This window comes from Paenibacillus sp. JJ1722 (genome assembly GCF_048282685.1).
GTDB lineage: Bacteria > Bacillota > Bacilli > Paenibacillales > Paenibacillaceae > Paenibacillus > Paenibacillus polymyxa_B.
On the sequence record NZ_CP182500.1, the window covers coordinates 854,114 to 870,087 of the forward strand.

At 46.6% G+C, this 15,974-nt stretch carries 15 protein-coding genes; 10 read left to right on the plus strand and 5 right to left on the minus strand.

Annotation, left to right across the window (positions count from 1 at the left end):
• Positions 1–38 precede the first annotated feature (38 nt).
• Positions 39–860 (minus strand): AraC family transcriptional regulator, encoded by an 822-nt coding sequence (locus ACM1ND_RS03910; RefSeq protein ID WP_023986988.1) that lies wholly within the window; start codon positions 858–860, stop codon positions 39–41.
• A gap of 174 nt (positions 861–1,034) precedes the next feature.
• Between ACM1ND_RS03910 and ACM1ND_RS03915 the strand changes: the two genes are divergently transcribed.
• Together ACM1ND_RS03915 and ACM1ND_RS03920 are read left to right on the plus strand one after the other, a co-directional pair.
• Positions 1,035–3,227 carry an alpha-galactosidase gene (locus tag ACM1ND_RS03915; RefSeq protein ID WP_071559310.1) on the plus strand — a complete coding sequence of 731 codons (2,193 nt, stop codon included), beginning with the start codon at positions 1,035–1,037 and terminating at the stop codon, positions 3,225–3,227.
• A gap of 24 nt (positions 3,228–3,251) precedes the next feature.
• Positions 3,252–4,685, plus strand: a complete 1,434-nt coding sequence (locus tag ACM1ND_RS03920) for a PTS transporter subunit EIIC (protein ID WP_053324633.1) — start codon at positions 3,252–3,254, stop codon at positions 4,683–4,685.
• Positions 4,686–4,876: 191 nt separating this feature from the next.
• Here ACM1ND_RS03920 and ACM1ND_RS03925 read toward each other — a convergent pair whose 3' ends face one another.
• Entirely contained in the window at positions 4,877–5,368 is a 492-nt protein-coding gene (locus ACM1ND_RS03925) for a DinB family protein (RefSeq protein ID WP_023986991.1), read from the minus strand.
• 134 nt (positions 5,369–5,502) lie between these two features.
• On the minus strand, positions 5,503–6,117 hold the full coding sequence (locus ACM1ND_RS03930; protein ID WP_023986992.1) for a superoxide dismutase: 615 nt from the start codon (positions 6,115–6,117) through the stop codon (positions 5,503–5,505).
• A 521-nt stretch (positions 6,118–6,638) separates the two neighbouring features.
• Here ACM1ND_RS03930 and ACM1ND_RS03935 point away from each other — a divergent pair.
• The 7 genes from ACM1ND_RS03935 (at position 6,639) to ACM1ND_RS03965 (ending at position 12,173) form a co-directional block, all read left to right on the plus strand.
• Positions 6,639–7,064, plus strand: a complete 426-nt coding sequence (locus ACM1ND_RS03935) for a GNAT family N-acetyltransferase (RefSeq protein WP_023986994.1) — start codon at positions 6,639–6,641, stop codon at positions 7,062–7,064.
• Positions 7,065–7,195: 131 nt separating this feature from the next.
• Positions 7,196–7,780 carry a signal peptidase I gene (gene lepB / locus ACM1ND_RS03940; RefSeq protein ID WP_023986995.1) on the plus strand — a complete coding sequence of 195 codons (585 nt, stop codon included), beginning with the start codon at positions 7,196–7,198 and terminating at the stop codon, positions 7,778–7,780.
• A gap of 93 nt (positions 7,781–7,873) precedes the next feature.
• Positions 7,874–8,311: a ribonuclease HI gene (gene rnhA / locus ACM1ND_RS03945; protein WP_023986996.1), complete on the plus strand. Its 438-nt coding sequence runs from the start codon at positions 7,874–7,876 to the stop codon at positions 8,309–8,311.
• Positions 8,312–8,406: 95 nt separating this feature from the next.
• Positions 8,407–10,155 carry a tRNA epoxyqueuosine(34) reductase QueG gene (gene queG / locus ACM1ND_RS03950; RefSeq protein ID WP_418027086.1) on the plus strand — a complete coding sequence of 583 codons (1,749 nt, stop codon included), beginning with the start codon at positions 8,407–8,409 and terminating at the stop codon, positions 10,153–10,155.
• A gap of 105 nt (positions 10,156–10,260) precedes the next feature.
• Positions 10,261–10,515, plus strand: a complete 255-nt coding sequence (locus ACM1ND_RS03955; RefSeq protein WP_013308742.1) for a YneF family protein — start codon at positions 10,261–10,263, stop codon at positions 10,513–10,515.
• A gap of 54 nt (positions 10,516–10,569) precedes the next feature.
• Complete coding sequence (gene folE / locus ACM1ND_RS03960) at positions 10,570–11,163, plus strand: GTP cyclohydrolase I FolE (RefSeq protein ID WP_013308743.1); 594 nt, start codon at positions 10,570–10,572, stop codon at positions 11,161–11,163.
• A 164-nt stretch (positions 11,164–11,327) separates the two neighbouring features.
• Entirely contained in the window at positions 11,328–12,173 is an 846-nt protein-coding gene (locus ACM1ND_RS03965) for a lipoate--protein ligase family protein (protein WP_341063440.1), read from the plus strand.
• Positions 12,174–12,193: 20 nt separating this feature from the next.
• Here ACM1ND_RS03965 and ACM1ND_RS03970 read toward each other — a convergent pair whose 3' ends face one another.
• On the minus strand, positions 12,194–13,573 hold the full coding sequence (locus tag ACM1ND_RS03970) for a Fe-Mn family superoxide dismutase (RefSeq protein WP_418027087.1): 1,380 nt from the start codon (positions 13,571–13,573) through the stop codon (positions 12,194–12,196).
• Positions 13,574–13,826: 253 nt separating this feature from the next.
• The gene (locus ACM1ND_RS03975) at positions 13,827–14,864 is read right to left on the minus strand and encodes an alpha/beta hydrolase (RefSeq protein ID WP_023987001.1); all 1,038 of its coding nucleotides are present in this window, start codon (positions 14,862–14,864) and stop codon (positions 13,827–13,829) included.
• A gap of 298 nt (positions 14,865–15,162) precedes the next feature.
• On the opposite strand from ACM1ND_RS03975, the gene ACM1ND_RS03980 reads away from it, so the two are divergent.
• Entirely contained in the window at positions 15,163–15,906 is a 744-nt protein-coding gene (locus tag ACM1ND_RS03980) for an IclR family transcriptional regulator (protein WP_316243301.1), read from the plus strand.
• Positions 15,907–15,974: the final 68 nt, after the last annotated feature.

The following is a 15,974-nucleotide window of genomic DNA, read 5'->3' on the forward strand; positions in this document are numbered from 1 at the left end:
GGAATGAATATGCCTAATTTAATTGCGAACGAAGCGTGTTATTTTGGGGGATTTTTTCGGTATTCGGATGGAGTCACCTTGTTGACCGTTTTGAACATTTTGGAGAATAGGAGTACATCTTTATACCCTACAGACCGCGCAATATCTCCGATTTTAAGGGAAGTATTTCTTAATAGGGAGCACGATTTTTCAATCCTCAAATGTAATAAAAATTCCTGCGGTGACTTATTTAGTTGCTGTTTAAATAAACGATGCAAATACGAACGGTCAATTGAAATGTACTTGGCAATGTCACTTACGGTAATGAAGTGTGAATAGTTTTGCTGAATGAAGAGAAGCGCTTCTTTAATATACCGCTGCTGTCTTACTTCATGGTTGACTTCCTGATTAGGGTAATGTTCAAACATCAAATACAGAAATTCATATAGCTTGGATGCAAGCAGCAGGTCTTTGTTGGATTTCAGTGTAGAAGAAACGACGATGCTCTCCATACAGCGGGCAAGGCTACCCTCCGCTTCAAACCGGAAAATGGGATTGTCCCTATTGATACAGGTTCGGCTTAGATATTCTTTTGCTTGCACCCCATTAAAACCAATCCAGGCATATTCCCATGGGTCCATTTCATCTGCTTCATAATAAATTAAAACCTTCGGCTCAATGAAGAAAGCATCGTTTTTCTCCAAATGATAGATTTTATCGTTGACTTTAAAGATCCCTTTTCCTTTTAAAATATAATGCACCATATACCCGCTTCGAATGGCTGGACCATAAGAGTGCTTGCTGGTACAGCTTTCTTTGCCACATGTGTATAAATTGAGATCCAGGTTGTTATAGGAATGATTGGAAAAGTGCGAACTCATTTGTTTTCACCCCTTAATTCATCTCTGTATATTATCACACCGTTTCATATAGAGTCTACATTATTCCATATAATTATTAAAACTATTCAATTATTATTAGGATGTAAACAATAAGAAAACAACATAATTTATAATTTTGAAAAAACGTACTATTGGCGCTATAAGGGGGTTGCTATGACTATACACATCGATAAAGAGAATCTTTTATTCCATTTACAAGGCAGCAATACGAGTTATGTCATGCAGGTTATACGAGATGGTTATTTAGCCCATCTGTATTGGGGAAAGAAAATTCAGAACTATCGGGGAAGCAATAAGATCATCTTTATGGATAGAGGATTTTCACCCAATCCGGATGGTGAGGATCGAGCCTTTTCACTGGACACCATCCCACAAGAGTATCCATCATTTGGAAATAGTGATTTCAGAATTCCTGCGTATCAGCTTCAATTGGAGAATGGTTCTACCGTGACAGACTTTCGGTATAAAGAACATCAGGTTTACCAAGGCAAGCCCAAATTGAAAGGGCTTCCTTCTACTTATGCAGAGGATGATGGCGAAGTAGAAACTCTGGAAATCGTCCTTGAAGACCCATTAATTGATGTAAAGATTGTACTATCCTATAGCCTTTATCAAAAGTGGGATGTCATTACCCGTTCAGTCCGTTTCGATAATGAAGGTCGACAGCAGCTAAAACTGCTTAGAGCGTTAAGTGCTAGTGTGGATTTTCGTGATGATGAATACGAACTAATTACCTTGTACGGTGCGCATAATAATGAAAAAAATATAGCAAGGCGAAAAATTTTACCCGGAATTCAAATGGTAGACAGCTGCCGTGGAGCCAGCAGCCCTCAACAGGCACCCTTTATGGCACTTGTAAGAGAAGGAACAGATGAAGAACAGGGTGAAGTGTACGCCTTTAATCTGGTGTACAGCGGGAACTTTACGGCACAGGCTCAGGTAGATTCCTATCGGAACACAAGAGTCGCGATGGGGATTAATCCTTTTGATTTTACATGGCTGCTTGAACCGGAGGAATCCTTCCAAACGCCAGAAGTGGTCATGGTATACACCGAAAATGGATTGGGCGGCATGTCGAGAATTTATCATGAATTATACAGGAGCAGATTATGTCGTGGGCCTTTTCGTGACAAGGAGCGGCCGATCCTGATTAATAACTGGGAAGCCACCTACTTTAACTTTGATGCCGACAAGATTGAGCAGTTGGCGAAGGAGGCTCAAAGTGTAGGAGTGGAGCTGTTTGTACTGGATGATGGGTGGTTTGGAAAACGGGATGATGACAATACTTCATTAGGCGATTGGGTGGTGGATCGTCGCAAACTTCCAGATGGATTGCCGGATCTTGCAAACCGCATACGAAATCTGGGTATGGAGTTTGGTTTGTGGTTTGAACCTGAAATGGTATCCATAGACAGCGATTTATACAGAAAGCATCCAGATTGGTGTATCCATGTCCCTAATCGTCCGTATACGTTGGGAAGAAATCAACTGATGTTGGATTTATCGAGGAAGGAAGTGTGTGAGTACATTATTAAGTCGGTTTCCGATATTTTATCGGACGTTCCAATTACTTATGTAAAATGGGACATGAATCGTCACATGACGGATGTGGGTTCGGCAGCCTTGCCGCCTGAGAGACAAAGGGAGACTGCGCATCGTTATATCCTGGGACTCTATAATATTATGGAAGAGCTTACATCAAAGTTTCCCCATGTTTTATTCGAGAGCTGTTCTAGTGGAGGAGGTCGTTTTGATGCCGGTATGCTCTATTACATGCCTCAGACCTGGACGAGTGACAATACGGATGCCATTTGCCGACTGAAAATTCAATGGGGAACAAGTCTTGTCTACCCTCCAATTACCATGGGGGCACACGTCTCCACAGTACCCAACCATCAAGTGGGCAGAATAACTCCCTTGGAGACAAGAGGTTATGTCGCCATGGCCGGGAATTTTGGATATGAGCTAGATTTGACGACATTAACCGTTGAGGAAAAAGAAATAGTAAAAAAACAGATAGCTCTATATAAAGAAATGAGATCGCTCATTCAATTTGGGAAGTTTTACAGAATAATTAATCCGTTTGATGAAAATGAAGCCGCATGGAGCTTTGTATCAGAGGATCAAACGGAAATGGCGGCCAGCTATTTCAAGATTTTATCCCAACCTGCTGCCGCGATTAAAACATTAAAATTCAAAGGTCTGAATCCAGACTACGTTTATAGAAATGTAGAAACCGGTGAGCTGTTCGGCGGTGATGAATTAATGCATGTCGGCATAACGCTTGCCAGGGTAAAGCAGGACTTTTTAGGCATGTTCTGGAGATTTGTTAAAGAAGACATCTGACTCAGCTAGAGGAGGTTTTACTAGATGGAAGCAAAAGAAAAGCAGTATAAGCAAATTTCTCAAGAAATTTTAAAATATATCGGTGGTGAAGAGAACATTATCGGTGTGGCCCATTGTGCCACAAGATTAAGAATTGTACTTGAGGACAATGAAAAAGCGGAATTAAAAAAGATTGAAGATATTGATCTGGTTAAAGGCGTTTTCATAGCGGGGGACCAACTGCAGATCATTTTTGGAGCAGGGTTGGTCAATAACATCTATGCCGTGTTCTCCAAACTGACCGGAACAGAAGATATGTCATTAAGTGATGTCAAATCGAAGTCCGCACAAAAGCAAAATCCTTTTCAAAAGGCCATTAAATCGCTGTCAGATGTCTTCATTGAGATCATGCCGGGAATTCTTGCTGCCGCATTGTTAATGGGGATAACCGGGCTGTTAGGTCAGAAGGGGTTATTCGGTCCTAAGTCAATTGTGGAGATGTATCCAATTTTTCAAGGGATCAATCGCTTCGTTCAAATCGTTTCCACGGGTATTTTTACAATCCTGCCGCTGCTTGTTGTTTATTCCGCAACCAAGAGATACGGCGGTCGTCCTATTCTGGGGCTTGTGCTGGGTGCGATTATGCTTCATCCGGCACTGGCAGATGCTTTTGAGGTAGCTAAAGGGAGTCAAAATCCGGAATCGATCAGTCTTTTCGGCCTTCCCGTACAGTTGGTTGGATTTCAGGGCGGTATTATTATTGCTCTAATGATGGGATATGTGGTAGCCAAGTTGGATCAGTTTTTTAACAAAAAGGTTCCAGACATGATTAAACTATTTTTGGCTCCGTTGCTGACGGTCTTTATTTCTTCCCTGCTATTGTTTACGATTATCGGCCCTCTTGGGCGAGAGCTAGCCAGTCTGGTCACCGTTTCGCTGCTTTGGATGACGCAAAACCTTGGGATATTCGGTTTTATGTTTTTTGCAGGCATTCAGCAGATCATTGTTATTACAGGCTTACATCATGTTATGGGTGCGGTAGAAGCGCAGCTGTTAACCGATACAGGCAGAAATTTTATCAACCCATTGGCATCAGTAGCTTTGATGGCTCAAGGGGGCGCCGTTTTGGGGTATATTCTTTTGAATCGCAAAGACACCAAGGTTAAAGAAATGGGTTACTCTGCATTCGGGTCTGTACTTTTTGGAATCTCCGAACCAGCGATCTTCGGGGTCACTTTAAAGTATAAGTTCCCCCTGATTGCTGGATGCCTTGGAGGAATGATTGCGGGAGCATATGTATATTTAAGCAAGCTGACAGCCATAGGATTCGGAACCACGGCTCTTCCTGGCTTTGCAATTGCAGCGTCAGAGAACCATGGTCATATGAATTATCTCATCGCTCATCTTATTGCCCTGTTATGTGGAGCATTATTTACATTGGCTTACGGTGCTATCAAGAGCAAGAGGTCAACACTCTGAACCAAGAGAGTATTGATAAGTTGAATAACTTAATCAGTTACAATCAGGCTTTATGAAAACGGTTAAAAGAAGAGAATATGCGTGGAATGGACAAGAGAGTATAGATGAAAAAGTAAAAGAGCCGTCCTCAGTCGTTAAAATGACCGAGGACGGCTCTGAGTCACATGAATATACTTGTATGTTCGTTAAAGCTAATCGATGCCACCATCGCTTTCAATCAGCCCTTTGCCGATTACATTGGCCGAAACCGGAGGCTTGCCTAGCTCCCGAGACCATATGGACAACTGCCCAATATGGTGGATTTGGTGGGCGATGACATGACGCATCACCTCGCCCCAGGCATCAATTACAATCCTGCCGTCCGGGAGGTGATCTTCAAACCTTTTCCGTTCCAGACCATCATGCCAGGCGAGCACGAACGGCTCGACATCGAGTCGAAACTTTGCATCCAGCTCACGGACTTTGTCGAGCGTATCATACAGAGAGAAGTCCTCCTGAAAGTCGGGTTTGCCCTGAATCGTTTGAATCCAGCTCCACTCCACATCAACGATATGAAAGAGTGTCTTTAGAATGCCGCCGACTCCGCCGACGCGTTGTTTCAGTAATTCCTCCTGCGACACCTCTTCACACCAGCGGTACCATTGTTCCCGAATCATCCAGTTGTAACGAAAAAAAGTCTGCATCCATCAACCTCCAGAGCTGTATTTGAGAATCATCTCCACCAGTTTACCATGGAATGCCAAAAGGGCTGTCTCATTCGTAGAAAATCTACTTTTGAGACAGCCCTTTATTATAGGATAGAGATGTTGTTACTGGCTTATTTCTTTGCAGCCGCGTAACGTTTGTTTACTTCATCCCAGTTGATTACATTGTAGAATGCTGCAATGTAGTCTGGGCGTTTGTTTTGATATTTCAGGTAGTAAGCATGCTCCCAAACGTCCAGTCCAAGTACCGGAGTCAGACCTTCGGACAGCGGGCTATCCTGGTTTGGAGTGCTAGTGATCGCCAGTTTGCCGTCTTTGCCGACAACCAACCAAGCCCAGCCGCTACCAAAACGTGTTGTAGCTGCTTTAGTGAAGTCTTCTTTAAATTTGTCGTAGCCGCCCAGCTCGTTGCTGATTGCTTCAGCAATAGCACCTGTCGGTTGTCCACCGCCGTTAGGACCGATAACTTCCCAGAACAGGCTGTGGTTGTGGTGTCCACCACCGTTGTTGCGAACCGCAGTGCGGATGCTTTCAGGAACGCTGTCCAGATTGGAGATCAGATCCTCCAGGCTTTTGCTTTGCAGTTCAGGAGCGCTCTCCAGAGCTGCGTTTAAGTTCGTTACATATGTGTTATGGTGACGATCATGGTGAATTTCTACTGTCAGTGCATCAATGTGCGGTTCCAGTGCGTCTTTTGCGTAAGGAAGTTCTGGTAATTGAAATGCCATAGTAAAATCCCTCCTGGTTATATGGTTGGGTAAGTGTTCCTATGTAATAATACCCTCGACAGTTATATTAAACCGCATTCAGCCTATTTAATCAACATTTTTGTTTGTAAAATAGCAAACTGGGCAATACGGCCTGGTAGCTAGCATGTCCAAAAACCCGATTGGAATACATAATACCTAGGTAATAAGAGGTAAATTGTGAACATTGAAATGTAAACGCTTTATATACAGCGCTTACATGAGAAAAAGGGATGTATTCCATCAAAAAGTATGGTTTAATGGTCAAGGAAGCAGAAATTTCGGCTTTTTTGTCGTCTGCTATAATCTGTCATGTCTATGACATGACGAACTTGAGGGCATACACCCTTTTCCTGTTCTTCATTTCATATATAGCAGATCGTATGCATTTTTATCATAATGCCTTGTGATTAACACCATGATAAGAAATTTAAGGATTTATGTAAAAATGACGGTGCTGTCTCAATTTTTTTATTATGCTTACGAAAAGGGAGATATTACTTATGCACGTTCGTTCCTTTCAATTAAGTGATGTGAACTCAGTAACGGAACTCATGCAAATTGCCTTGTCAGAGGAGTGCTACAAAGAGACGGTGAGTGCGTTTGCCCGTCAGCTTTCGTGGGATTCCGGTTTGATCATCGTTGCAGAAGAAGAGGGTGAGATCGTTGGTGCTTTGATCGGCACGATCGATCAGAATGATGGTTGTTACTATCGTATCGCTATTCACCCGGATCGTCGTCGGATGGGAATCGGCAAATCGCTTGTGGAATCCATGGAGCAGCGTTTTCAGCAACGTAAGGTTAGCCGTATTTGGGTAGCAGGGGACAAGCATAACAGTGCGGCCATGCCTTTGTACGAAGCGATGGGCTATGGAGCAAGCCAGATTTTACAGGCTTTTCAGAAGCTGAGTATTTTGGCGCCTCATTAATCGGGAATCGAAATAAAGAGAATTGAATAACATTAAGTATAATATTTACATTTAGAGCATATCTGAGTAACCGTTGCAATCGGGTACGGGATATGCTTTTCTATTTATAACAGGGTTAAGGAGGTTTAATCATGGACGCTTTGGCTCCTTCGCCAGGCCCGCTTCCCTCGCCGGAAACGTCCAAACCAGCAGGTCACTCTGGTTACATACGCGATTGGTTAGTCACCCTTCTGATTGCCATGGTCGTCTTGCTGCTTCTGAACCTGTTTGTATTTAACTTGTCCACGGTCAGAGGACATTCGATGCAGCCGACGCTAATGGAAAGCCAGCATTTGTTCGTCAACAAGCTGGTTTATAATTTTCATGATCCGGGCAGGGGGGACATTGTGATTTTAAAAGATCCCGATTCCAAGCTGTCGAGTCCAAGATTTTTAGTGAAAAGAGTCATAGGTATTCCCGGAGATGTAATCCGAGTTGAACATAATCATTTGTATGTGAACGGTGAACTGCTAAATGAACCTTACACCAACTCTGACGTGGAGGATGGTGATTATGGTCCTTTTACGGTGGAGCCGGAGCACTTTTTTGTCATGGGAGATAATCGCCATATTGCAGCGAGCAAGGATAGCCGCTATTTTGGAAGCATTAAATCTGAAGATTTACTGGGACGTGCAGAATTTATATTTTGGCCGATATCTGAGTGGAAATGGCTATAGAGCAACTAAAGTCTGAAATTAATGCGGAACACGTCCGAACCGATCAGGACCATGACGGAGCAGGCGGTTACCGATTAGGAAAGGAAGAGGATGATGAAAGAAGTGATGGTATATACCGACGGTGCTTGTTCGGGAAATCCCGGTCCTGGGGGCTGGGGGATTGTTTTGCTGTATGGGGAACATCGTAAGGAGCTGTCGGGTGCCGAGAAAATGACGACAAACAACCGTATGGAGATCAAGTCCGTGATTGAAGCACTGAAGCTGCTCAAGGAGCCTTGCCATGTGAAAGTACACAGTGACTCTGCCTATGTCGTCAATTGCTTTAAACAGGGCTGGATTAAGAATTGGCTTCGTAATGGCTGGCGCAACAGTAAAAATCAGCCAGTGGAGAACAAGGAACTATGGGAAGAACTGTGGGAACTGATGGGTAAGCATGAGGTTGAATATGTGAAGGTTAAAGGGCACAGTGACAATGAACTGAATAATCGCTGTGATTTTCTGGCGACCAGTGCTGTTAAAAATTTACGGTAGCATCTGCTGCTGTTTTCTGTTGAAATTTGAGATATGAGAATTTTGCAAATCCTCATATCTGTAATGATGAAAAGTGGAAGAGAGGTGAGTATCGGATGCAACGCGGATTGACTCAGGCGGCTGCCGGAACCGCTTCGACTTGGGCTTCGCTCAAGCAGGAAATTATTGAGGCAGCTCCAGGGCTGGGTATCGACTCCATCGGGTTCGCATCCGCCGACCCCTTTCTGTCTCTGAAAGCTATATTGGAAGAGCATCGTGCGAAAGGCTATGAATCCGGCTTTGAGGAGCCAGATATTGATAAGCGGATCTACCCGGAGCTGTATGGCTCACAGCCTGCATCTCTGATTGCTATTGCGGTGGCGTACCCTTCTAAAATGAAGGACCCGCCGAAGTCGGACAAGGGGAAGTACCGTGGTATTTTGGCACGTTCAGCCTGGGGGAAAGATTATCATCTGGTACTACGCGAAGCAATGGAAAAGCTTGAGGCTTTTATAAGTGAGCGGGTACCTGATGCCATATTGAAAAACATGGTGGATACCGGAGAATTGTCGGATCGAGCCGTTGCGGAACGCGCAGGGATTGGCTTTAGCGGCAAAAATACGATGATGATTTCACCGACGCTGGGATCATGGATTTATCTAGGTGAGCTGTTGACGAACATTCCTTTCCAGCCAGATGAACCGGTAACGGATGGTTGCGGCGAGTGTACCAAATGTTTGGATGCCTGTCCTACGGGCGCGCTTGTGGGTCCTGGACAGCTGAATGCCCAGCGGTGTGTGTCCTTTTTGACGCAAACGAAGGGCTTTCTGGATGAGGAGTTTATGCGGAAGATAGGGAATCGGCTGTACGGATGTGATACCTGCCAAATGGTATGCCCCAAAAATCGGGGTCTCAACTGGGATCACCATCCCGAGCTTACACCCGATCCTGAAATTGTGAAGCCGTTGCTGCTGCCGTTATTGGATTTGAGCAACCGTGAATTTAAAGACCGATTCGGTCAAAGTGCGGCGGCTTGGCGGGGGAAGAAGCCCATTCAACGCAATGCGGTCATTGGACTGGGCAATTTCAAGGATATCAGCGCGGTGCCCAAGTTAACGGAGGTTTTATTGGATGATCCGCGTCCCGAGCTACGAGGCACGGCGGCGTGGGCTTTGAGTCGAATAGGAGGGGAGAACGCTATGACAGCGATCAAGCAAGCATCAGAGAAGGAACAACATGAGCAAGTACGCGAAATGATCGCGCAAGCGCATTCCAAACTAGAGGAACAAGAGCAGGCAGAACAGCAAAAGGCGTCTGAATTACCAAAATCAGAAGTAACGGCCGGAGATTCACAGGGTTCAACCACCATTTATTATGATGAGATGGAGACACCTGTGGGCACGTTGACGCTGTGCGCTACGGATCGGGGGCTGTGCCGAATAGACTATGGCGTTTTTCATGCAAAGGAAGCACTGCTTCAGCAATGGGCCCGAACATGGATTGGGGAATATGTCTATGTGCAGGAGCCGGAAAAACTGCGCGAAGCCGCGGACCAACTGCGTGAATATTTTGCGGGAGAACGACGGGAATTCAGTATAGCCTATGATTTGAGGGGCACTCCTTTTCAAGAGCAGGTATGGCGTGCATTACAAAATATTCCGTACGGACAAAGTGTGTCCTACAAAGATATTGCAGAATCGATCGGACGAGCCAAGGCGGTACGTGCTGTGGGTGGAGCCAATAACAAAAATCCGTTACCCATTCTGTTTCCATGTCACCGGGTATCGGGTGCAAACGGAAGTTTGGTCGGTTATGCTGGAGGCTTACCAGTCAAGACGAAGCTGCTGGATTTGGAGAAACAATAAGGACATATGTTTGCAAAAAGTGATTTGCTAGCTGTCCCATGTTTTGCTATGATAGGTTCGTGCAATTCAAGATGTTTCATATAAATATACAGAGGTGACGACTTCGTGGTGTGGAATATTGTCATTCCGATTATTACCCTGATTGCTGGTTTGGTTGGGGGATTTTTCATCGGTGCTTATTATCTTCGTAAACAGCTTGAAAAGATGCAAAACGACCCCGAAACGCTGCAAAAAATGGCCAAACAGATGGGTTACAACCTGAATGGGAAACAAATGCAAAAAGCCCAGCAGATGATGAAGAACCAACAGTTCTCCAAAAATCAGCCTGGTCCGCGTAAAAATCAGGGCCGTCGGAAATAATGAGCAACGTGAGCACGGATGCCGCATGAGGTTGCTGCATAGAGGAGGATTACTGTGGCTGGCGTAAAAGATTATATTAACCGCAAAGCTGCGGATAACCGGGATAAAATCGAGTACCATGTGGAGCAGATTTTACAACTGATCGGTGAGGACCCCAAGCGTGAAGGGTTGTTGGAAACACCGGCACGCGTTGCGCGCATGTATGAGGAAATATTTGCGGGTTATGAGGTTGATCCCCGGGATGCGTTGGGTGTGACATTTGACGAGAATCACGAGGAGCTTGTGATCGTAAAGGACATCGTCTATTACAGCCAGTGTGAACACCATATGGCTCCTTTCTTCGGAAAAGTGCATATCGGCTATGTACCCAGCGGCAAAATTGTAGGACTGAGCAAGCTTGCACGTCTGGTAGAGGCAGTGACCCGCCGATTGCAGGTACAGGAGCGTATTACATCACAGATCGCTGATATTTTAAATGAAGCGGTCTCCGCTCACGGGGTTATGGTGGTCGTGGAAGGTGAGCACTTGTGCATGTGTGCAAGAGGTGTCAAAAAGCCTGGTAGCAAAACGGTAACGTCTGCGGTACGCGGTACGTTTCGTGATGATGCAGCGCAGCGCGCAGAGTTTTTGTCGCTGCTCAAGGATTGATCGAACATCGCAAGACGTTTATGTGATGAACAAAAAAAGGGTGGTTTACGCATAGGCGTAGCCACCTTTTTTTGTTAACATCAGAAATAGAGACGACGGGATAGCTGCCTTAAAATTACGATTTGCTATGGATAACAGTTATTTTTATAGATAGGGGATAACGTATGGAGAATGTACATAGATCAACGGAAAAAACAACAGCTTTGCCTGAGTTACAGTGGTTTGAAACGCCACTCGCGGCCACTCAGGAGAATGTTTTGTCTCCGCTGGCTTGGGAGGAGCTGGCTTGTCGGCAAGTAGGGAAAGGAGCTACACCCATTTTGCATCTATGGCGGCATCCGTCAGCGCTTGTGATCGGTCACCGGGACCGCAGGCTTCCCTACGCCCCACAGGCGATGGAACGAGTGCGCAACGCGGGAACCTCGGTATGCGTACGCCCCTCGGGTGGAGCAGCCGTCATGCTGGACAGAGGGGTACTGAACCTGTCCTTGATCCTGCCGAATCCACAGCGGGCCATCAGCCTGCATGAGGATTTTCGGCTCATGGCAGCGCTAATTGCCGATGCGCTGGTTCCGTGGTCTGGCGAGGCGCAGACCGGAGAAATCCTCGGGTCCTTCTGTCCCGGGGATTACGATGTCAGCGTCCGGGGCCGCAAGTTTTGCGGCATTGCACAGCGGCGCCAAGCCAAGGCGTATATCATCACAGCCTTCGTGATGATTGAGGGCAGCGGTGCAGAGCGTGCACAGGCGGTGCAGCATTTCTATACAGAGGCAGCCGGGGACACATCGGCAGGCGTGCAGCAGCAGGATTACCCCCGGGTGAATCCAGCAACGATGGGTAGCCTGGCAGAGCTGGCTGGAGTGCCATCTGTTGAGGCGTACACGGCATCTCTGCGCCGTGTCGTTGAGAGCCGGACAGCCATTTTACCTGCCGATGGCTGGGTGGTACAACCGGAAGGATTGACCGAACAAATGGCAGCGCTCAGAGAGCGATACGATTTGCAGGTGTAGTTTTTCTTTAGCTTAGAAGCTTAGAAGGGTTGCCATCTCAGTTTGGAGGCTTGATCGTAGCGCGCTTCCACTTCAGGCCAGTTAACGACATGCCACCAATCCTCAATGTATTTGTTACGCTCATTTTGATGCTTTAAGTAATATGCATGTTCCCATACATCTATCGCCAGCAGCGGAATGGACTCCCATTGAGTCAGATTCTGGTGCTTTTCGGCCTGCAAAATTTCAAGCCGTCCCGCGCGTGGACTCCATACCAGGATAGCCCAGCCGCCACCCTCGACCTTTTCGGCTGCCGAACTGAATTGCTTTTTGAATGCATCGTAGCTGCCAAAATCCTTTTTAATCTGTTCAGCCAGCGGTCCGCTTGGGTTTCCGCCACCTTTAGGACTCATGATCGTCCAAAAAAGAGTATGCAGATAATGGCCTGCGCCGTTGAATGCCAGTTCTCGTTCCCAATGTTTTACGAGGTCAAAATCACCTGTTTTTCGGGCTTCTTCCAGCTTCTTTTCCGCTTTATTCAGGTCATTCACATAGCTCAAATGATGCTTATCATGGTGAATACGCATCGTTTTCTCATCAATATACGGTTCAAGCGCATTATAGGGGTAAGGGAGCGGCGGTAGCCGATGTCCCCCAATAGGAACCGAGCGGCCGATTGAGGTTTTTTCCGTTGCCGAAGGTTGTGCCTGGCTGGACTTGGCGCTTTTAGTCGTCCATGCGCCTTCTCCCCTTATGCCTGCCTGCCGTTCTCGAAACGCTTCCTCTGGGTAAATCTCACCCTCTGCCGCTACATGATACAACCTAGCAGCCCTTGCGATGGAGCCAGGTTCTTGAAAGGGGGTTGTCGAGATTAGGAAATATTGGCTTTCATGTGCCGCGTGTAATACAACTCCGGCAGATTTTGGCTGCTGACGCAATGCATGACTGTGCTCGCTCAGCAGACCGAGCTGTCGTACATACTCCTGTGACTGACGGTTTGCGGTTTGCAGCAAATCGTCCAGTCGACGATTTAATTCTTGTGAGTCAGGCTGAGAGTTTAAGGCTGACTCTGACAATGGCATCTTTACAGATGATGATGCGTCTAATCCCCTTGACTGTTTTGAATGTTCAGTGAATTCGTGTGTATGTGCTTGTGGAGCAGCCGACATCTGTTTCCATTCCTGATGCCACGCCTGATCTGCCGGATCGAGTGCGCTCCGTTGCTCTTCCAGCAACTCTATGGCGGTGCGTTCCGTCTGTTCGAATACAGTCCGCCAATCATCCAGCAACCGTACATAAGTTGGCTCCAATCCCTCGGTAGCGGATTTAATCACTTCCACATGCCAACTTTCCTGCTGCTTCCAATGCCGAATTTCCTCCAGCACACGTAAGGGCAGGAAAGACCCATAAGTACTCAGCATCGTTTTTTTACCTCCCGTATCCTACTATGGCTATCCGGCGGATCTGGCAGATCTGCCCTGGATGCATACGTACCCAGTATATTCGCTGTCTCATCAGGAATATGTCTATGAACTCCCTTAATCCGGTCACATCTGTTACGTAAAACAATGAATACCCATGGAAAACGAAAAAGAAGCCCAGCTACGGCACGGGTTAAGTGTCCATAGGCAGGCTTCTTCCAGGCGAAGAATAGAATACAGTTCTTCGAAAAATTTACTTCGTAGTCGTTTGTTTGTGGGCATCAGCGATGGTTTTCTTGTCCTCCAGCTCCTGTACACTGCTTAGAAACGTCGATACCCGTCGCAAATATTCACGAGGGTGCTCTCTGAAAATAAGCTCATGTATCCCGTTTTTAACAATCCATACACTGGAAAGCGGGTTGGTTTGATTGGCAGCGAGCTTTTCCGCAATAGGATAAGGAGCTTTTTCATCCTGTGTACCATGCACAAACATGATCGGGAACGGATAGTTTTCCTTTTTAACTTCCTGATATGGAATTTGATGCAAGCTGGTTCCGTTCAAGACTGGAAACAGCAACTCCAGAATTTCCAAAGACGGATGTCTTGGCAGATTAATTTGATTGTGAATGTTATGGTACAGCGTATCTGGCTCCAGCAGGAAGGTGCTGTCCAAAATCATTGCGTCCACATCCTTGGTTTGCAAGCCCGCCTGAAGAGCGGTTCCTGCCCCCATGGAGAAGCCCCATACGATAATCTCCGACGAGCCGCGTTGCTTCGCAAGCTGAATTGCTCCGAGGAGCTGTTGGGATTCTGCTTTGCCTCCGGTTGCGACTGCTTTGCTGTTTTGTGACGCGAATCCATAATCGAACATGACCACATTAAAGTTCAAACTGTGGGCATAATGCGCCAGATCATACATGGGAATCCAGCTTTCTTCGCGGTTAGCCCCATAGCCATGACTGAAAATAATCGTTTTCCGCGATTGATCCGCCGGGATATACCAGCCTTGTACCATGCGGCTACCATCCTTGGCAGGGAAGCTGACTTCCTCATAAGGCATGCTTTTGGCCTGCATCGGATTAGAGTACAGTGGTGCAACGGTGGGATTCGTAAGTACCCATGCGATGTAAGCATGCAAGGCAATAAAACAAAACAACAGAAAAAAGACGACCGACAGCAGCAGAGCAATCACAACGTGCTTGAACCGCAGCAGACGGGGATTAAAGAGTGGGGTGGACGGCTCCTGAACAGCGGTCTGTAGCTGAGCGTTGCGCTGGGATGTCGAAATCATGTAAGAGCCTCCTTATATAAAATTAATCTTCGTTTCATAGAATTTAGGTATAATTCCACTTGAAAATAGTAGTGTAGATCCGTATAGATACCTATTATCGTATGATGGGGATTATCCAAAGTCAACGCCTGAACCGGAAAAGTAAAAATGATGCAAAGAATTGTCGATGTTTGTTCTCGTTCTGTAATATGGTTGTCACAAAAACATCGGTTTACAGTAGCCGCGACTATTCTATATAATTTATGTAACCATGTTTCATAGTGTGAAACGAATATGGATACAAGAGGAGCGGTTCACGATGGAAGACCGTAAATTAACCGTTCGCGCTGTAGAGCGTGCACTTGATATACTGCTGTGTTTTACCGCAGATTCGGATCTTGGCCTGACGGAGATTGCCTCCAAAATTGGTCTACATAAAAGCACGGTTCATCGGCTGCTGACTACGTTGGAGGATCGGGGCTTTGTCGTTCGGAATGCCGAAACGGAAAAATATCGACTTGGCTTCCGCATTTGGGAGCTATCCACGCACTTGTCCCAAAGCGACGAGCCGGCGGTGTTGTTACAGCCTGCAATGGAAGGACTACGTGATCGTCTGGGCGAGACGGTCAGCTTGTACTTACGGGACGGCAGCATGCGTATTCGCATACAAGCCGTGCAGAGCAATCAGGCGATCCGCAGGGTTGCGCCTGTAGGTGCGCGTATGCCGCTGGCTGTAGGGGCCTCCAGCAAAGTCCTGGCAGCCTTTATGCCGCCGCAGGAGCTGGAAGCCCTGCTAAGCGGGGATGAATGGCCGTCCTCAGTAGACCCGGAGGTCTATAAAGCCCAGCTGCAGGACATTCGCGAGAAGGGCTATGCGACCAGCTATGAAGAACGGGAGCCAGGGGCTGCTGCTGTGGCTGCCCCAATTGTAAACCGGAAGGGACAGGTCACTGCGGCTTTATCTGTATCCGGTCCGGTCAGTCGGCTTGCACCCGAGACGCTGCATGACTTTGCTCCGATTTTGATTGAAGCGGCGAAGGAAATGGGATTTATGCTTCCGTAACAAGAATGAACACAGTTAAAGCAAGCAAAGTGATTTGATGGGGAGCGTCTCCTTGGTAAAGGGAACCT